The 18,146-nt window shown below is 73.7% G+C and carries 11 protein-coding genes and 1 pseudogene; 10 read left to right on the top strand and 2 right to left on the bottom strand.

The window, feature by feature from the left end; all coding sequences use genetic code 11:
* Nucleotides 1–13 precede the first annotated feature (13 nt).
* From glgX to D9753_RS10780, 5 genes and pseudogenes are all read left to right on the top strand, one after another.
* Entirely contained in the window at nucleotides 14–2,254 is a 2,241-nt protein-coding gene (gene glgX / locus D9753_RS10760) for a glycogen debranching protein GlgX (protein WP_205614114.1), read from the top strand.
* 147 nt (nucleotides 2,255–2,401) lie between these two features.
* A complete protein-coding gene (locus D9753_RS10765; RefSeq protein WP_121786807.1) occupies nucleotides 2,402–2,908 on the top strand; it encodes a SigE family RNA polymerase sigma factor in 507 nt (168 codons plus the stop codon).
* A 10-nt stretch (nucleotides 2,909–2,918) separates the two neighbouring features.
* Nucleotides 2,919–3,587: a hypothetical protein gene (locus D9753_RS10770; protein ID WP_240468530.1), complete on the top strand. Its 669-nt coding sequence runs from the start codon at nucleotides 2,919–2,921 to the stop codon at nucleotides 3,585–3,587.
* A 128-nt stretch (nucleotides 3,588–3,715) separates the two neighbouring features.
* A pseudogene (locus D9753_RS10775) lies at nucleotides 3,716–4,438 on the top strand (dolichyl-phosphate beta-glucosyltransferase); the annotation flags it as partial.
* A gap of 23 nt (nucleotides 4,439–4,461) precedes the next feature.
* Nucleotides 4,462–5,700, top strand: coding sequence for a glycosyltransferase family protein (locus D9753_RS10780; protein ID WP_121786808.1), 1,239 nt, complete (start codon nucleotides 4,462–4,464; stop codon nucleotides 5,698–5,700).
* 73 nt (nucleotides 5,701–5,773) lie between these two features.
* Here D9753_RS10780 and D9753_RS10785 read toward each other — a convergent pair whose 3' ends face one another.
* Both D9753_RS10785 and D9753_RS10790 read right to left on the bottom strand, forming a co-directional pair.
* The gene (locus D9753_RS10785) at nucleotides 5,774–7,624 is read right to left on the bottom strand and encodes an ABC transporter ATP-binding protein (RefSeq protein WP_121786809.1); all 1,851 of its coding nucleotides are present in this window, start codon (nucleotides 7,622–7,624) and stop codon (nucleotides 5,774–5,776) included.
* Entirely contained in the window at nucleotides 7,621–9,474 is a 1,854-nt protein-coding gene (locus D9753_RS10790; RefSeq protein WP_121791009.1) for an ABC transporter ATP-binding protein, read from the bottom strand. Before D9753_RS10790 ends, D9753_RS10785 begins: the two co-directional genes overlap by 4 nt.
* A 177-nt stretch (nucleotides 9,475–9,651) precedes the next feature.
* On the opposite strand from D9753_RS10790, the gene D9753_RS10795 reads away from it, so the two are divergent.
* From D9753_RS10795 to D9753_RS10815, 5 genes are all read left to right on the top strand, one after another.
* Nucleotides 9,652–11,511, top strand: a complete 1,860-nt coding sequence (locus D9753_RS10795) for an ABC transporter transmembrane domain-containing protein (RefSeq protein WP_121786810.1) — start codon at nucleotides 9,652–9,654, stop codon at nucleotides 11,509–11,511.
* Complete coding sequence (locus D9753_RS10800; RefSeq protein ID WP_121786811.1) at nucleotides 11,508–13,271, top strand: ABC transporter ATP-binding protein; 1,764 nt, start codon at nucleotides 11,508–11,510, stop codon at nucleotides 13,269–13,271. Before D9753_RS10795 ends, D9753_RS10800 begins: the two co-directional genes overlap by 4 nt.
* Before the next feature lie 316 nt (nucleotides 13,272–13,587).
* A complete protein-coding gene (locus D9753_RS10805) occupies nucleotides 13,588–15,642 on the top strand; it encodes a M4 family metallopeptidase (protein WP_121786812.1) in 2,055 nt (684 codons plus the stop codon).
* Nucleotides 15,643–15,891: 249 nt separating this feature from the next.
* Entirely contained in the window at nucleotides 15,892–17,550 is a 1,659-nt protein-coding gene (locus tag D9753_RS10810; protein ID WP_121786813.1) for a M4 family metallopeptidase, read from the top strand.
* A gap of 71 nt (nucleotides 17,551–17,621) precedes the next feature.
* Nucleotides 17,622–18,143, top strand: coding sequence for a DUF1990 domain-containing protein (locus D9753_RS10815; RefSeq protein WP_121786814.1), 522 nt, complete (start codon nucleotides 17,622–17,624; stop codon nucleotides 18,141–18,143).
* Nucleotides 18,144–18,146: the final 3 nt, after the last annotated feature.

Below are 18,146 nucleotides of genomic sequence, written 5' to 3' on the forward strand. Positions count from 1 at the left end.
AGAGGGGCCGACTGTGACGAGCGCAGCCGAGCAGCGGGCACCGGCCGGGGATCCGGCCGGGAGCGGGCAACCGGCGGCGGTGAGCGGCACCCGGCGTGCCGTACCACCCGTCCCGGCCGTGTGGCCAGGGGCGCCGACCCCGCTGGGGGCCCGGTTCCGGGTCGGTCCGGACGGGGCCGCCGGCACCAACTTCGCCCTGTGGGCGGCCGGGGCCGAGGCGGTGCGGCTGTGCCTGTTCGACGAGGGCGGCCGGGAGACGCGGCTCCCGCTGACCGAACTGACGCACGAGATATGGCACGGCTTCGTGCCCGGTGTGCTGCCCGGGCAGCGGTACGGCTACCGGGTGGACGGCCGCTGGGACCCGTGGACCGGCGCCCGCTGGAACCCGGCGAAGCTGCTGCTGGACCCGTACGCGCGGGCGGTGGACGGCGAGTTCGGCCTGCCGCCGCAGGTGTACGGGCACGTCCGGGACTGGCCGGAGCAGCAGGTCGCGGACACCGTGCGCGACGAGCGGGACTCGGCGCCGTACGTCCCGAAGGGCGTCGTCGTCCACGACGACGACGACTGGTCCGACGACCACCGCCCGAAGACACCGTGGGCGGACTCGGTCATCTACGAGCTGCACGTGCGCGGTTTCACCCGGCTGCACCCGGACATCCCCGAGGAACTGCGCGGCACGTACGCCGGGCTGGCGCATCCGGCCGCGGTCGGGCACCTGGTCCGCCTCGGCGTCACGGCCGTCGAGCTGCTCCCCGTCCACCAGTTCGCGCACGAGGACCACCTGCTGCGCCGGGGCCTGCGGAACTACTGGGGTTACAACTCGATCGGCTACTTCGCCCCGCACGCGGCCTACGCGGCCTCCGGTACGACGGGAGCGCAGGTCGGCGAGTTCAAGCGGATGGTGCGCGCGCTGCACGCGGCCGGCATCGAGGTCATCCTCGACGTGGTCTACAACCACACGGCGGAGGCGGGCGAACTGGGGCCGACGCTGTCCCTGAAGGGCATCGACAACCGCGGCTACTACCGGCTCCAGGACGACGCCCGCCGGTACGCCGACTACACCGGCTGCGGCAACACCCTGCACGTCGTCCAGCCCCAGGTGCTGCGCCTGATCACCGACTCGCTGCGCTACTGGGTGACCGAGATGGGCGTGGACGGCTTCCGCTTCGACCTCGCGGCGGCGCTGGCCCGCTCGATGCACGACGTCGACATGCTCTCGCCGTTCCTGGCGGTCATCGCCCAGGACCCGGTGCTGCGCCGGGTGAAGCTGATCGCCGAACCGTGGGACATCGGCTCCGGCGGCTACCAGGTGGGCGCCTTCCCGCCCCTGTGGACCGAGTGGAACGACCGCTACCGCGACGCGGTCCGGGACTTCTGGCGGCACGCCCTGCCGGACGTGCGCGAGATGGGCTACCGCCTCTCCGGCTCCAGCGACCTGTACGCCTGGGGCGGCCGGCGCCCGTACGCCTCGGTCAACTTCGTCACCGCGCACGACGGTTTCACCCTGCGCGACCTGGTGTCGTACGAGACCAAGCACAACGAGGCCAACGGCGAGGACAACCGGGACGGCACGGACGACAACCGCTCCTGGAACTGCGGGACCGAGGGCGCGACGGACGACGAACGGGTGGCGACGCTGCGGCGCCGGCAACTGCGCAACCTCCTCACCACCCTGCTGCTGTCCACCGGCGTGCCCATGCTGGTGGCCGGCGACGAACTGGGCCGCACCCAGCGCGGCAACAACAACGCCTACTGCCAGGACAACGACATGAGCTGGCTGGACTGGTCGCTGCTGGAGGATCCCGGCTGGCGGGCGCTGTACGACCTGACCTCCCGGCTGATCGCGCTGCGCCACCGGCACCCGGTGCTGCGCCGGCGCGCCTTCTTCTCCGGCCGGGCCCAGACCGCGGACGGGCTGCGGGACCTGGCCTGGTTCACCGCGCGGGGCGCGGAGATGACCGAGGGCGACTGGTACGCTCCCGCGGCCACGCTCGGCATGTACCTCTCCGGGCGGGACATCCCGGGCCGGGACGAGCGGGGCGCGCCGGTGGTGGACGACAGCTTCCTCGCGGTGCTGCACGCCGGGGACCGGCCGACGGGCTTCCTGCTGCCCGGGCCGCCGTGGGCCGAGCGGTACGAGGTGGTCGTGGACACCTCGCGGGAGGAACAGGCCGAGGCGCCGGACACGGTCCACCCGGCGGGGGCGGAGATCACGGTGCCGGCGCGGGCGGTGCTGCTGCTGCGGGTCGCCTGAATCTGCCCGGACGGCGGTGCGAGAGACTCCCCGGAGCCTGTGCACCGGCTGTGCGTGACGCGGATCACGCTCGCCGGGTGCAGCGCGGGCGGGGGTCCAGGGCCTTTCTCCTGGTGTGGACAGCCGGCGAGAACGGGGACCGTGGAGATGGAGCAGACCAGGGCCGGTGAGTACGACGCGTTCGTGGCGGCCCGCTGGTCGGTGTTGTTCCATCTCGCCCGTCTGCTCACCGGAGGGGACCGGTACCGCGCCGAGGACCTGTTGCAGGAGTCCTTGGTCAAGCTCTGGTTCGTCTGGCCGAAGGTCGCCGACGAGGCGCCGGAGGCGTATGTGCGCAAGGTGCTGGCGCGGGCCGCGGCCCGGTCGGCGCGCCGCCGCTGGTGGGGCGAGCGGCCCGTGGAGGAGCTGCCCGAGGTGGCGGCGTCCGGCGACGTGTCGGCGACCGTGGCCGAGCGCTCGCGCCTGGAGGCGGCGCTCGCCGAGCTGACGCCTCGGCAGCGGGCCGCGGTGGTGCTGCGCTACTACCAGGACCTGCCCGACCGGCAGGTGGCGGAGACCCTGGGCTGCCCGGTGGGCACCGCCCGGTCCCATGCCGCGCGCGGGGTGGCCCGGCTGCGCCGGCTCCTGGCCGACGTCATCGAGCCGGTGGGGTGAGAGAGGACCCATGGACCACATGGACCGCAGGAACGGCATGGACGGCTCGGACGGTTTCGACGGTTTCGACGGCTCCAGACCCTTCGACGGCTCGGACGGGACGGACCGCATGGACGGCACGGACCGCGGGGATCGCTTCGAGCGGCAGCTCGCACAGCTAATGCACCAGGCCCGGCAGCCGGCCCGGTTCGAGGCCCGGCACCGGGAGGCGCTCCGCGCCGGCGTGCGCGCCCGGCACCGGGTGCGCACGGCGCGCCGGGCCGCCGGCTCCGCGCTGGCCGTGGCCGGCCTCGGGCTGGGGCTGCTGCTGTGGCCGCACGGCCACACCGACGACCGGCCCAGCGCACCGCGCCCCCAGCCCCTGACCAGCCCGGCACCCGGCCCGACCACGACCCCGTCATCGTCCCAGTCGCCGTCACCGCCGCAGCCGCCGTCCCGGTCGCCGGGCGCGCCGCCGTCCACGTCGTTCCCGACGACGGTCCCGCCCACGCCGTCGAGCACCCCCACGGCCACGGCCGGACCGGGCCCCGGCGAGAGCACGGCCACCGCCACGCACGAGCCGCCGACGGCCACGGCCGACTCCCGGGCCGGCAGCACCACCCCGCCGGCCACGACACCGGCGCACGCACCCGCCACGACGACGGCCCCGCCCTCCTCGACGGCCGGCCCGGCCGGCTAGCCCCCGCTCCGCCTTCCGCCCCCGCGTGCCCCCGGCACGCCCGACACACCTGACCCCCAGGGAATGACGTGACACACATACGACCGAGCCGGCCGCCGGCGGCGACCCCGGCGTCCCGGCGCGCGTTCCTGCCGACGGATCCCGACGAGCCCGTGCTGGACGTGACCGTTCCGGTGTTCAACGAGGAGAAGGACCTGGAGCCGAACGTCCGTCGGCTGCACACACATCTGCGGGACACCTTCCCTTACGCGTTCCGGATCACCATCGCCGACAACGCGAGCACCGACCGCACCCCGGCCATCGCAGCCCTGCTCGCCGGCGAACTCCGTGAGGTGACCTCGCTGCGGCTGCCCGAGAAGGGCCGCGGGCGGGCGCTGCGGGCAGCCTGGTCGGGTTCCCGGGCGCCCGTGCTCGCCTATCTCGACGTGGACCTGTCCACCGGGCTCGCCGCGCTGCTGCCGCTGGTCGCCCCGCTGATCTCCGGCCACTCCGACGTGGCCATCGGCACCCGGCTCGCCCCGGGAGCCCAGGTGGTGCGCGGCGCCAAGCGCGAGGTCATATCCCGCTGCTACAACGCGCTGCTGCGCTGCACGCTCGCGGTCGGGTTCTCCGACGCCCAGTGCGGGTTCAAGGCGATCCGGCGGGAGACCGCCGAGCGGCTGCTGCCGCTGGTGCGGGACGGGGAGTGGTTCTTCGACACCGAACTGCTGGTGCTCGCCGAACGGGCGGGACTGAGGATCCACGAGGTTCCGGTGGACTGGGTCGACGACCCCGACAGCAGCGTCGACCTGCTCGCCACCGCGCTGGCCGACCTGCGGGGGATCGTCCGGATGCGGCGCACCCTGGGCCGCCGCCGTCCCGGGCCGGTGACCCGGTGACCGCGACCCTGCCCGGGACGGCGGCAGCGGCGGCCCCGACCGCGCCCGGCACCCGGCTCCGGGCCGCCGCCCGCCGGCACGGGCCGGTCCTCGCCCTGTTCGGCGCGCTGAAGCTGGCCGGTTTCTGCTCCTTCATGTACCTGCTGTCCGCCACCGGGGACTACCGCACCAGGCACCCCCGGTTCGGCGGCGGCGCCCACGCCTGGGACGTGCTGGCCACCTGGGACGGCTGGTGGTACCAGCAGATCGCGCTGCACGGCTACGACCCGAAGCTGGTCCCGGTCCCGGGGGCCACCGGCCTGATCACGCTGGAGGGGAACTCGGCGGCGTTCTTCCCGCTGTACCCGGCCCTGATCCGGATGACCTCGGCGGTCACCGGTCTGGGCTCGTACGGCGCCGGGATGCTGGTCTCGATCCTCGCCTCCTTCGCCGCCGCCCTCGGCGTGTACGCCGTCGCCGAGCGGTTCGGCGGCCGGCGGGCCGGGTTCGCGGCGGCCGGGCTGTGGGCCGTCTGGCCGGGCTCGGGCGTGGAATGGGCGGTCTACTCCGACTCGCTCTACGTGGCCCTCGCCGTCTGGGCCTGTCACGCCGTCATCACCCGCCGCTGGCTCACCGCCGGGGCGCTCACGTTCGCGGCCGGCCTCAACCGGCCCACGGCCGCCGCGCTGATCGCCGCGCTCGGCGTCGCCGCGCTGCTCGCCCTGCGCCGCCGCGAGGACGGCACCCTGCGCCCGCTGCTCGCCACGGCCCTGGCCCCGCTCGGACTGCTCGGCTATCTGCTCTGGGTCGGCAACCGCATGGGCGACCTGGGCGGCTACTTCAAGCTCCAGTCGGGCGCCTGGGCGCACCGCTTCGACTACGGCGAACAGACCCTGGACGTGCTGACGTCCGTGCCCGTGGGCAAGTTCGGCTACCTCTTCGCCTACCCCTTCGCGGACGTCATCTCCGTCGGCGTCATCCTGCTCGCCGCCGTACTGCTGCCGCTGCTGCTGCGGCTGCGCCCGCCGCCGCTGCTGGTCGTGTACACCCTCCTGACACTGGCCCTGGTGCTCGGCAGCCAGCAGATCGTCGCCAACATCTCCCGCTATCTGCTGCCCTGCTTCCCGCTGTTCCTGCCGCTCGCGGTCGCGATGCGCCGGCTGAGCCTGCCCGTGCAGTGCACGCTGCTCGGCGTCGCGGCGCTGGCCTCCGGGTCGTACGCGGGGTACGCCCTGTTCGAGCTGGGGGTGCCGTGATCCCGCCCGAGCGGTCCGCGGGCGGCCCGCCGCCGTACCCCGGCCGGTCGCCCCGGCCCGCCGCCGCGGCCGGTCACGCCAGGCTGTCCCGCCAGGCCCGGTGCAGGTCCGCGAACCGGCCGGTGCCGGCGACGAGGTCGTCCGGGCGGCCGTCCTCGACGATCCGGCCGTGCTCCATCACCAGCACCCGGTCCGCGATCTCCACGGTGGACAGCCGGTGCGCGATCACCACGGCGGTACGGCCCCGCAGCACCGTCGACATCGCCCGCTGCACCGCCCGCTCCCCCGGGATGTCCAGCGAACTGGTCGCCTCGTCCAGGATGAGCACCGCCGGATCGGCGAGCAGCGCCCGGGCGAAGGCGACCAGTTGGCGCTGCCCGGCGGAGATGCGCCCGCCGCGCTTGCGGACGTCCGTGTCGTAGCCGTCGGGCAGCGCGCTGATGAACTCGTGCGCGCCGATCGCCTTCGCGGCCCGCTCGATCTCGTCCCGGCCGGCGTCGGGCCGCCCGATCGCGATGTTGTCGGCGACCGTTCCGGAGAACAGGAACGCCTCCTGCGTCACCATGACCACCCCGCGCCGCAGCTCCGGCGCGGCCAGCTCGCGCAGGTCCACCCCGTCCAGCAGGACCCGCCCCTCGGAGGGGTCGTAGAAGCGGGCGAGCAGCTTGGCCAGGGTGGACTTCCCCGCGCCGGTCGAGCCGACGACCGCGACCGTCTGTCCGGCCGGCAGCGTCAGGTCGAAGCGGGGCAGCACCTCGCCGCCGGTGCGGTAGGCGAACCGGACCCCGTCGAAGACGACCTCGCGGCCCGGGAGGCCGCCCGCCAGCGGCGGGAGCGCGCGGGGCTCCGCGGGCTCCGGCACGGACGGCCTCTGAGCCAGCAGCCCGGCGATCTTCTCCAGGGAGGCGGCGGCGGACTGGTAGGAGTTGAGGAACATGCCGAGCCGGTCGATCGGGTCGTACAGCCTGCGCAGGTACAGCACCGCCGCCGCGAGCACCCCCAGCTCCAGCGAGCCGGACGCCACCCGGTAGGCGCCCCAGAGCACGATCGCCGCGACCGAGGTGTTGGCGACCAGCCGGGAGCCGACCACATAGCGGGCCATCTCCAGCAGCGCGTCCCCGTTGGTCCGCTCGTGCCGCCGGTTGAGCACGGCGAACTCGGCGTCGTTCGCGGCCTCCCGGCGGAACGCGCGCACCGGCCGGATGCCGTTCATCGTCTCCACGAACCGCACGATCACCGTGGCGATCGCCGTGGACCGCGCCCGGTAGACCCGCCCCACGCGCCGCTGGTAGAGCCGGACGAGCAGGTACAGCGGCACGAAGGAGACCACCGCGACCGCGCCCAGCCCGAGGTCCAGCCAGAGCAGCATCGCCGCGATGTACACGAAGGACAGCACGACGGTCACCAGCTCCTGGATGCCGTCGTCGAGGAGTTCGCGCAGCGACTCGACGTCCGTGGTGGAGCGGGAGATCAGCCGCCCCGAGGTGTACCGCTCGTGGAAGTCCAGGCTCAGCGCCTGCGCGTGCCGGAAGATCCGGCCCCTGAGGTCCAGCAGCACGTCCTGGCTGACCCGCGCGCTGTTCTCGATGAAGCCGAACTGCAGCACGCCCGAGGCGAGGGCGCTCAGCGCGACGCCGACGGCCACCGCGATCAGCGGGCCGTGCCGGTCGTCCCGGAAGGCGGGTACGGCCGTGTCGATGGCGTACGCCACCAGCAGCGGGCCCACCTGTGTCGCCGCCTGCTGGAGCAGCAGCAGGAGCCCGGTGAACACGGCCCGGCCCTTCAGGGGTGCGAGCAGCGAGCGCAGCAGGGCGGCCGTCGCGCCGGGCGGCGCGGGCAGGACGTCCCGGTCGAAGGGGTCGCCGGGGTCCGGGGTGCTGTGGCTGTCGCTGCCCGTGGCGGGGGCGGACGCGGTCGTCGTCATCGCTGGTCCTCCGGTTCCGCGGACATCAGGCGGGCGTACTCGGCGTTGCCGTGCAGCAGTTCGTGATGGGTGCCGACGGCGGCGATCCGGCCGCCCGAGAGCAGGGCGACCCGGTCGGCGAGCAGCACGGTGGACGGGCGGTGGGCCACGATCAGTGCGGTGGTGTCGGCGAGGACCCGCCGCAGCGCGGCCTCCACGGCGGCCTCCGTGTGCACGTCCAGGGCGGACAGCGGGTCGTCCAGCACCAGGAACTCCGGCCGGCCGACCACCGCGCGGGCCAGGGCGAGGCGTTGCCGCTGGCCGCCGGACAGGCTGAGTCCCTGCTCCCCGACGCGGGTGGCGGTGCCGTGCGGGAGCGCGTGCGCGAAGTCGGCCCGGGCGATGGCGAGTGCCCGGCCGAGATCCGCGTCCCCCGCCCCCTGCGGGGCCCCCATCAGGACGTTCTCGCCCACCGTGGCGGAGAACAGGGTGGGTTCCTCGAAGGCGACGGCGACCCTGGTGCGCAGTTCCTCGCGGGACATGGCGGTGATGTCCACGCCGTCGAGGGTGATCCGCCCGGAGGTGACCTCGTGCAGCCGGGGCACGAGTGCGGTGAGGGTGGTCTTTCCGCTGCCGGTGGCTCCGACGAGGGCCATGGACTCGCCGGGACGTATGTGCAGATCGACGCGGGTGAGGAGGGGCGGGGAGCCGGGGGGCGCGTCGGGGTAGCGGAACGAGACGTTCTCGAACCGCAGTCCCCGCACGGACGCGCCGGCGGGCGCCCGTGCCTCCGCCGGCGCCTCGGGACCACGGGGACGGGCGGGCGCGGCGGTGCCCCGCACGCGCGCGTCGGTGTCCCCGACCCCGTCGGAGGGGTCCTCCGGCGCCTCGTCCATCACCTCGAAGTACCGCTCCGTGGCGGAGGCGGCCTCCTGGCTCATCGCCAGCAGGAACCCGATCGAGTCCACGGGCCAGCGCAGCGCGAGTCCCGTGCTCAGGAAGGCGACCAGCGTGCCCGTGCTGAGCCCGCCGTCGGCGACCCGCACGGCCCCCAGCACGAGCGCCGCCCCGATCGCCAGCTCGGGCAGTGTGACGATGACGCCCCAGATCGTGGCCAGCAGCCGCGCCTTGCGCAGCTCGATGCCGCGCAGGGTGCCCGAGTGCATGCGGAAGGCCCGGGCCTGGCTGCGGTGCCGGCCGAAGCCCTTGATGACGCGGATGCCGAGCACGCTCTCCTCGACCACCGTGGTCAGGTCCCCGACCTGGTCCTGGGCGCGCCGCGCCACCTGTGCGTACCGCCGTTCGAAGATGACGCAGGTCCACGTCACGGGGAAGGTGGGGCCGAGGATGATCAGGCCCAGCTCCCAGTCCTGCATCAGCATGATGACCAGGCCGACGGCGATGGTCACGCCGTTGACCAGCAGGAACGTCAGCGGAAAGGCGAGGAACTGACGGACCAGCATCAGGTCGGTCGTGCCCCGGGAGAGCAGTTGGCCGGACGCCCAGCGGTCGTGGAAGGCGACGGGCAGCCGTTGCAGCCGGCGGTAGAGGTCCGCACGCATCTCCGCCTCGACGTGTGACAGCGGGCGGGCCACCAGCCACCGTCTGATGCCGAACAGGACGGCCTCGGCGATGCCGAGCAGCAGCAGGTACAGCGCGCCGAGCCAGACACCCGCCGGGTCCCGGTCGGAAACCGGCCCGTCGACCAGCCACTTCAGGACGAGCGGGATCACCAGCCCCGTACAGGAGGCGACGATCGCGACGAGCGCGGCGGTGAACAGCCGGGCGCGCACGGGGCGGACGTACGGCCACAGGCGCAGGAGGGTACGGACGGCGGACCGGTCCTCGGTGGTTGCAGGTGTCGTGGGCATCACGTGCGAGCCTACGGACAGCCGCCGACATCGCCCACCGGGTTTCCGCCGGGCGCGGCGCGGACGCCGGTGGGACGGCGGGCCATATTCGCTGGAGCCGGTCCCGCCGGAGCCGGTACGTTCCGGGTTCGCCGTGCGGGCCGGGCGCGCGGGAAGACCGGGAAGACCGGGGGACGGATGATCGACGCGTACGAGGACCCGGGCACGGCCGACGTCCGGGGCGGCTGGTGGTACCTGTGGTGGCTGGTGCGGTGTCAGCCGGGGCGGTCGGTGGCCGGGGCGCTGCTGGGCAGTACGTGGATGGTGCTGATGGCCGCGCAGCCGTATCTGATGGCGCGGGCCGTGGACGAGGGGCTGGTGCCGGGGCGGCTGGGGGTGCTGGCCGGCTGGACGGCGGTGATGTTCGTGACCGGGTCGGTGAACGCCTGGCTGAGCACGCTGCGGCACCGCACACTGACCCGGGTCCGGATGGACGCCAACTTCCGCACGGTGAAGGTGGTCGTGGGGCATGTGGTGCGGCTGGGGGCGGCGCTGCCGCGCCGGGCGGGGGCCGGGGAGGTCGTGACCATCGGGGTCGGGGACGTGCAGACCCTCGCGCAGGCGCTGACCGTGGTCGGGCCGGGCGTCGGCTCGGTCGTGGTGTACGCGGTGGTGGCCGGGCTGCTGCTGCCGGTCTCCGTGCCGATCGCCGCGGTGGTGCTGCTCGGGGCGCCGGTGGCCGCGCTGCTCACCGGGCCGCTGACGCTGCGGCTCCAGGGCGCGGAGAGCGAGTACCGGGAGCGGCAGGGTGTGCTCGCCGCGCGCATCGGTGACCTCGCGGGCGGACTGCGTGTCCTGAACGGGCTGGGCGGCAAGGGGCTCTTCGCCGACGCGTTCCGGGACGACTCGGAGCGGCTGCGGGCCCAGGGGTACCGGGTGGGTGCGGTGGCCGGCTGGGTGCAGGCCCTCGGGGTCGGCCTGCCCACCCTGTTCCTCGCCGTGGTGACCTGGCTCGCGGCCCGGCTCACCGCGCGGGGGACGCTGACCGTGGGCGAGTTGGTGTCGGTGTACGGCTATGTGGCCGTACTGGTCGGGCCGGTGGCGTTCTTCGTGCAGCTCGCCTACGACCTGAACCGCGGCGTGGTGGCCGCGCGCCGGGTCGTCGGGCTGCTGCGGCTGGCGCCGGAGCCGGACACCGGCACGCTGGCGGCGCCCGCCGGTCCGGCCGTGCTGCACGATCCGGCGTCCGGGGTGCGGGTGGTGCCGGGCCGGCTGACGGCGCTGGCCGCCGCCCGGCCCGCCGAGGCCGTCGCGGTGGCCGACCGGCTGGGCCGGTACGGGCCGACCGACGTCACCTGGGGCGGGGTACGGCTCGACGCGGTCCCGCTGACGGACGTACGGCGGCGCGTCCTCGTCGCGGACAACGAGGCGGACCTGTTCGCGGGGCCGCTTCGGGAGGTCGTGGCCGCCGCGCACCCGGTGGACGAGGCGGCGCTGCGCCGGGCGGTGCACGCGGCGGCGGCCGAGGACGTCGTCCGCGGTCTGCCGGACGGGCTGGACTCGGTGGTCACCGGGCAGGGCCGCAGCCTGTCCGGCGGGCAGCGGCAGCGGCTGCGGCTGGTGCGGGCGCTGCTGGCCGACCCGGAGGTGCTGCTCGCCGTGGAGCCGGCCTCGGCGCTGGACGCGCACACGGAGGCGACGGTCGCCGCGCGGCTGCGGGTGGCCCGGGAGGGCCGTACGACGGTGGTGACGACGACCTCCCCGCTGGTGCTGGACCACGCGGACACGGTCGTGTTCCTGGTCGACGGCAAGGTCGCGGCCAGCGGCCCGCACCGCCGGCTGCTGGCTACGGAACCGGCGTACAGGGCACTGGTCGCGCGAGACACCGGGGACGACGGGGCCGCAAGGGCCGCAAGGGCCGCAAAGGACGACGAGGGCGTCGGAGCCGCCGGGGACGTCGGGCACGACGGGGACACCGAGGACGTCGGGCACGACGGGAACGACGGGGGTACCGGGGGCCGTCCGGTGCCCGGGGCGCGCGAGGGGGTCACGCGATGACGGCGGGAGAGGCGTTGCTGCCCGTCGCGGACCGGGCCGCCGTGCGCCGGGCCGCGGTGCGGCTGGTGCGGGCCGACGGGCGGGCGTTCGCCGCCGTGCTGGCGCTGAACGTGCTGGCGGCGGGGGCGGGGGCGGCCGGGCCCTGGCTGGTCGGCCGGATCATCGACGAGGTGCGCGCCGGGCACGGCGTGGACGCGGTGGACCGGCTGGCGCTGTGGATCGTGCTGTGCGCGCCGGCGCAGCTCCTGCTGGCCCGCTGGGCGCGGTACGCGGGGCACCGGTTCGGGGAGCGGACGCTGGCCCGGGTGCGCGAGGAGTACGTCGACCGGGTGCTGGCGCTGCCCGCGTCCGTGGTGGAGCGGGCCGGCACCGGCGACCTGACCGCGCGGGGCACGGCGGACGTGGCGACCGTCGGCACCACGCTGCGGGACGTCGGCCCGGACCTGCTGGTCAACACCGTGCAGGCGGTGTTCGTACTGGGCGCGGTGTGCGCGCTGAACCCGCTGCTGGGCGCGTTCGGGGCGCTGTGCCTCACGCCGGTCTGGCCGGCCCTGCGCTGGTATCTGCGGCGGGCGAGGGACGCTTATCTCGCCGAGGGCGCGGCCACGTCGGAGGTCGCGGAGATCGTCGCGTCGACGGCGGCCGGGGCACGGACCGTGGAGGCGTTCCGGCTCCGGGAGCGGCGGACCGCGGCGAGCCGGGACGCGCTGGAGGCGTCCCGCCGTACCCGCCTGTACACGCTCGGCCTGCGCTCGGTGTTCTTCCCGGCCGTCGAGGTGACGTACACCGTTCCCGTGGCCGGTGTGCTGCTGCTCGGCGGGTGGCTGCACTCGCGGGGCACGGCCGGGGTGGGCGAGGTGGTGGCGGCGGCGCTGTACCTGCGGCAGTTCACCGAGCCGCTGGACCAGGTCCTGATGCGGGTGGAGCAGCTCCAGAGCAGCAGTGCCTCGTTCGCGCGCGTGGAGGGGCTGGCGCGGGCGCCCCGCGGCCCGGGCGAAGACGCGTGCGGGGTGCCGGCGAACGACCGGATCGACGTGCGCGGGGTCCGGTACGCCTACGAGCGCGGGGGCGAGGTGCTGCGCGGGGTGGACCTGACGGTACGGCCCGGGGAACGGCTCGCGGTGGTGGGGCCGTCCGGCGCCGGGAAGACGACGCTCAGCCGGCTGCTCGCGGGCATCGACCGGCCGGGGTCCGGCACGGTGACGGTGGGCGGGGTGCCGGTGGCCGACCTGGCACCGGAGCTGCTGCGCCGGCAGGTGGTGCTGGTCACCCAGGAACACCACGTCTTCCTGGGGACGGTCCGGGAGAACCTGCTGATCGCCGAACCGGGCGCCCGGGACGCCGAGTTGTGGGCGGCGCTGGAGGCCGTGGGCGCCGACGACTGGGTCCGCGGCCTGCCGGACGGCCTCGGCACCCGGCTGGGCGCGGCCGGCCGGCCGACGGACGGCTCACAGGCCCAGCAACTCGCGCTGGCCCGCGTGGTGCTGGCGGACCCGCACACCCTGATCCTGGACGAGGCGACGGCCCTGCTGGACCCGGCCACGGCCCGGCACACCGAGCGCGCCCTCGCCGCGGTCCTGGCGGGCCGTACCGTCATCGCCATCGCCCACCGTCTGCACACGGCCCACGACGCGGACCGCGTGGCGGTCATGGAGGACGGCCGGCTGAGCGAACTGGGCACGCACGAGGAGCTGGTGGCGGCCGGCGGGGCGTACGCGGACCTGTGGCGGACCTGGCACGGGACGCCGCTCGGTCCCTGACCCACCCGGGCGCGGAGCACCGCCCGGGCGCCGACCCGCCACTCCAACGGTTCGCATATCGAACATGATGCTCCGTTCAACGAACCGTTTCCGGCCAATTTTGTGACGCGCTCCTGACATGTCGCGGCATTCCTGCCACTCTTCCCAGACCGACTCACAGCAACCCCACAGCTCCTGCGCCCTGACGTGAGCCGGCTCTGCACCCGCACTGCACCTGCACCTGGTTCCGCGTAACGCCTGTTCTGCCCGGACGTCAGAACCCACCGTCCGGTCTCCCCTGGCCGCGCGTCCCGCGGCCATGCAGAAGGAGTCAGTGTTGAGAAGCAATCTCTCTCGCGGACGCACCTCCCACACAGCACCGCGCCCCACGGCGCCCCGCCGCACCGCCACCGTCGCCCTCGCCGGCGTCGCCGCCCTGATCGCCGCCGCCGTCCAGTCGGGCACGGCCGGCGCCGCTCCGGCGACGCCGCAGGCCGGCAGGGCGAACCCCGCGCACACGGCCCTCCGGCTCACCCCCTCGCAGCGCGCCGAACTGATCCGCCACGCGGACGCCTCGAAGGCCGCCACCGCCCGGCGGATAGGCCTGGGCGGCAAGGAGAAGCTGGTCGTGCGGGACGTCGTCAAGGACGCCGACGGCACGCTCCACACCCGCTACGAGCGCACGTACGCGGGCCTGCCCGTGCTCGGCGGCGACCTGGTCGTCAAGTCCGCCCGGTCCGGCAAGACCATGGACGTCATCCGGGCCGGCAGCGCCTCGCTGAAGGTCGCCGGTCTCACCCCGGCCGTGCCGAAGGCCACCGCCGAGCGGCAGGCGGTGCGGCGGGCGAAGGCGCTCGGCGGGACGAGGACGGCGGCGGACAGCGTCCGCACGGTGATCTGGGCGGCCTCCGGCAAGCCCGTGCTGGCGTACGAGACGGTGGTCGGAGGCCTCCAGGACGACGGCACCCCGAACCAACTGCACGTCGTCACCGACGCCACCAGCGGCAAGAAGCTGTACGAGTACCAGGGCATCGACACCGGCGTCGGCAACACGCAGTACAGCGGCCAGGTGACGCTGACCACGACCCAGTCGGGCTCGACGTACACGCTCACCGACGGGGCCCGCGGCGGTCACAAGACGTACAACCTGAACCACGGCACCTCCGGCACGGGCACCCTGTTCTCGCAGACCAGCGACACCTGGGGCAACGGGACCAACTCCAACGCCGCCACCGCGGGCGCGGACGCCCACTACGGCGCGCAGGAGACCTGGGACTTCTACAAGAACACCTTCGGCCGCAGCGGCATCAAGAACAACGGCGTCGGCGCCTACTCACGGGTGCACTACGGCAACTCGTACGTCAACGCGTTCTGGGACGACGGCTGCTTCTGCATGACCTACGGCGACGGCTCCGGCAACGCCAAGCCGCTGACGGCGATCGACGTCGCCGGCCACGAGATGAGCCACGGCGTCACCTCCAACACCGCGGGCCTCAACTACAGCGGGGAGTCCGGCGGTCTGAACGAGGCGACCTCGGACATCTTCGGCACCGGCGTGGAGTTCTACGCGAACAACGCGTCCGACGTCGGCGACTACCTCATCGGCGAGAAGATCGACATCAACGGCAACGGCAGCCCGCTGCGCTACATGGACAAGCCGAGCAAGGACGGCTCGTCCAAGGACAACTGGTACTCCGGCATCGGCGGCGTCGACGTGCACTACTCGTCGGGCCCCGCGAACCACTTCTTCTACCTGCTGAGCGAGGGCAGCGGCGCCAAGGTCATCAACGGCGTGAGCTACAACTCGCCGACGGCGGACGGCCTTCCGGTCACCGGCATCGGCCGGGACAAGGCGCTCCAGATCTGGTACCGGGCGCTGACCACGAAGTTCACCTCGACCACCAACTACGCGGGCGCCCGCACCGGCACCCTCGCGGCGGCCGGCGAGCTGTACGGCACCACCAGCGCCGAGTACAAGGCGGTGCAGGACGCCTGGGCGGGCGTCGCGGTCGGCTCGCGCTCCGGCGGCGGGGGCGGCGGCGGTACGTCGTACGAGAACACCTCCCCGGTGGCGGTCCCGGACAACGGGCCGGCCGTCACCTCGGACATCACCGTCTCCGGCCGGACCGGGAACGCGCCGGGCAACCTCCAGGTGGGCGTGGACATCTCGCACACCTGGCGGGGTGACCTGGTGATCGACCTCGTCGGCCCGTCCGGCACCGCCTACCGGCTGAAGAACTTCAGCTCCTCGGACTCGGCGGACAACGTGACCGAGACCTACACCGTCAACGCCTCGGCGGAACCGGCCAACGGCACGTGGAAGTTGCGGGTACAGGATCAAGCCACGTACGACACGGGAACGATCAACGGCTGGAAGCTGACCTTCCCGTAAACCGCGGTCCACAAGCCCGTCAGCACCGGGCCGTCCGGGGGCGCGACGCCTCCGGGCGGCACCGGTTCACATCGCTGCAATATTCACCGGGCAGTCGATTTTCGGCCAACATCACTTCAGGGTCCTGACATGTACGCGGCCCTGATGTCACTCTCTCTCCACCCGCCGCAGTAGCACAGCAACTTCACAACGCCACACTCTCCGGCCAGTAACCCCACGCTGACCGGACTCCCCCACGAAGGAGCTTCTGTGAGCCCCCTCTACGCGCGTCACAAGCGCACCACTCTGGCCATCGCCACCGCCGTCGCCGCCGGAGCCCTCCTCACCACCGGTCTGACCACCGGTGCCAGCGCCGCCCCGGCCGGATCCGCCGCCGCCAAGCCCCTGGCAGCCGCCCCGACCACGCTGTCCACCGCGGCCCGCACCTCCCTGCTCCAGAAGGCGCAGGCCGGCGCCGCCGAGACCGCGCAGCACATAGGTCTCGGCGCCAAGGAGAAGCTGGTCGCCAAGGACGTCGTCAAGGACGTCGACGGCACCGTCCACACCCGCTACGAGCGCACCTACGCGGGCCTCCCGGTGCTCGGCGGCGACCTGATCGTCCACACCGCCAAGTCGGGCAGGACCGAGGGTGTGACCAAGGCGAACAAGGCGGTCCTCAAGCCGGCCTCCCTCAAGCCGCAGATCTCCGCCGCCAAGGCCGAGAAGCAGGCGGTGTCCGCCGCCAGAACCCTCGGCTCCGCCAAGACCACCGCGGACGGCGCCCGCAAGGTGATCTGGGCCGGCTCCGGCAAGCCCGTCCTCGCCTACGAGACGGTCGTCGGCGGCCTCCAGGACGACGGCACCCCGAACCAACTGCACGTCGTCACCGACGCGGCCACGGGCAAGAAGCTCTTCGAGTACCAGGGCATCGAGAACGCGACCGGCACCGGCAAGACGCTGTACTCCGGCACGGTCAGCCTCAACAGCACGCAGTCGGGCTCGACGTACCAGCTCACCGACGGCGCCCGGGGCGGTCACAAGACCTACAACCTGGCCCGCAAGACGTCCGGCACGGGCACCCTGGTGGCCAGCTCGACCAACGTCTTCGGCACCGGCACCGCCTCCAGCTCCTCCTCGGACCAGACCGCGGCCGCCGACGCCGCCTACGGTGCGGCGGAGACCTGGGACTTCTACAAGAACACCTTCGGCCGCAACGGCATCAAGAACAACGGTGTCGGCGCCTACTCCCGCGTCCACTACGGCAACGCGTACGTCAACGCGTTCTGGGACGACGGCTGCTTCTGCATGACCTACGGTGACGGCTCCGGCAACGTCGACCCGCTGACCTCGCTGGACGTGGCCGGCCACGAGATGAGCCACGGCGTCACCTCCAACACCGCCGGCCTGAACTACTCCGGCGAGTCCGGCGGTCTGAACGAGGCCACCTCGGACATCTTCGGCACGGGTGTGGAGTTCTACGCGAACAACGCCTCCGACGTCGGTGACTACCTCATCGGCGAGAAGATCGACATCAACGGCGACGGCTCGCCGCTGCGCTACATGGACAAGCCCAGCAAGGACGGCGGCTCGGCGGACTACTGGTCCTCCTCCGTCGGCAACAAGGACGTCCACTACTCGTCCGGTGTCGCCAACCACTTCTTCTACCTGCTGTCGGAGGGCAGCGGCGCGAAGACGATCAACGGCGTCAGCTACAACTCGCCGACGTACAACGGCGCCGCGGTCACCGGCATCGGCCGCGCCAAGGCGCTCCAGATCTGGTACAAGGCGCTGACGACGTACATGACGTCGACGACCAACTACAAGGCCGCCCGCACGGCGACCCTGAACGCGGCGTCCGCGCTGTACGGCTCCACCAGCGCCGAGTACAAGGCCGTCGCCGCGGCCTGGACCGGCGTGAACGTCAGCTAGTCACCCCCGCGCCACACCAGGGCGGCACCCGGAACGCGAGCGTTCCGGGTGCCGCCCTACCCTTGTGACCCATGTCCTCGGCGTCCTTCACCTACGAGCCGGTCGGCGCGACCCGCGACGACCTGGCCGTCTGCCCGCCCGGCTTCCACCCCCTGTTCGTCCGCACCCGGCTCGGCGAGGGCCAGGAGGTGTTCGACCGGGCCGCCGAGGCGGTCCTGACCTGGGAGATGCACCGCGCGCTCGGGGTCGGCGTCGACGCCACGGCCGCCCGCGCGGCCCCCGGCGTCGACGTCACGGTCACCCTGGCCGGCCTCGTCCGGGCCCCCTGCCGCATCGTCTGGACGGCCGAGGAACCCCGCCGGGCCGGCTGGGCCTACGGCACCCTCGAAGGCCACCCCGAGTGCGGCGAGGAGGCCTTCGTGGTCGACCGCACCGGCGACGGCACGGTATGGCTCACCGTCGCCGCGTTCAGCCGCGCCGCCAAGTGGTACGCCCGCGCGGGCGGCCCGGCCACCCGCAGCCTCCAGCACGCGTACGCCCGCCGGTGCGGCACGGTGCTCAGGAACCTGGCCGGCCGGGGCCTCGCGGACTGACGG

Origin of the sequence: Streptomyces dangxiongensis, assembly GCF_003675325.1 — a bacterium.
Taxonomy (GTDB): domain Bacteria; phylum Actinomycetota; class Actinomycetes; order Streptomycetales; family Streptomycetaceae; genus Streptomyces; species Streptomyces dangxiongensis.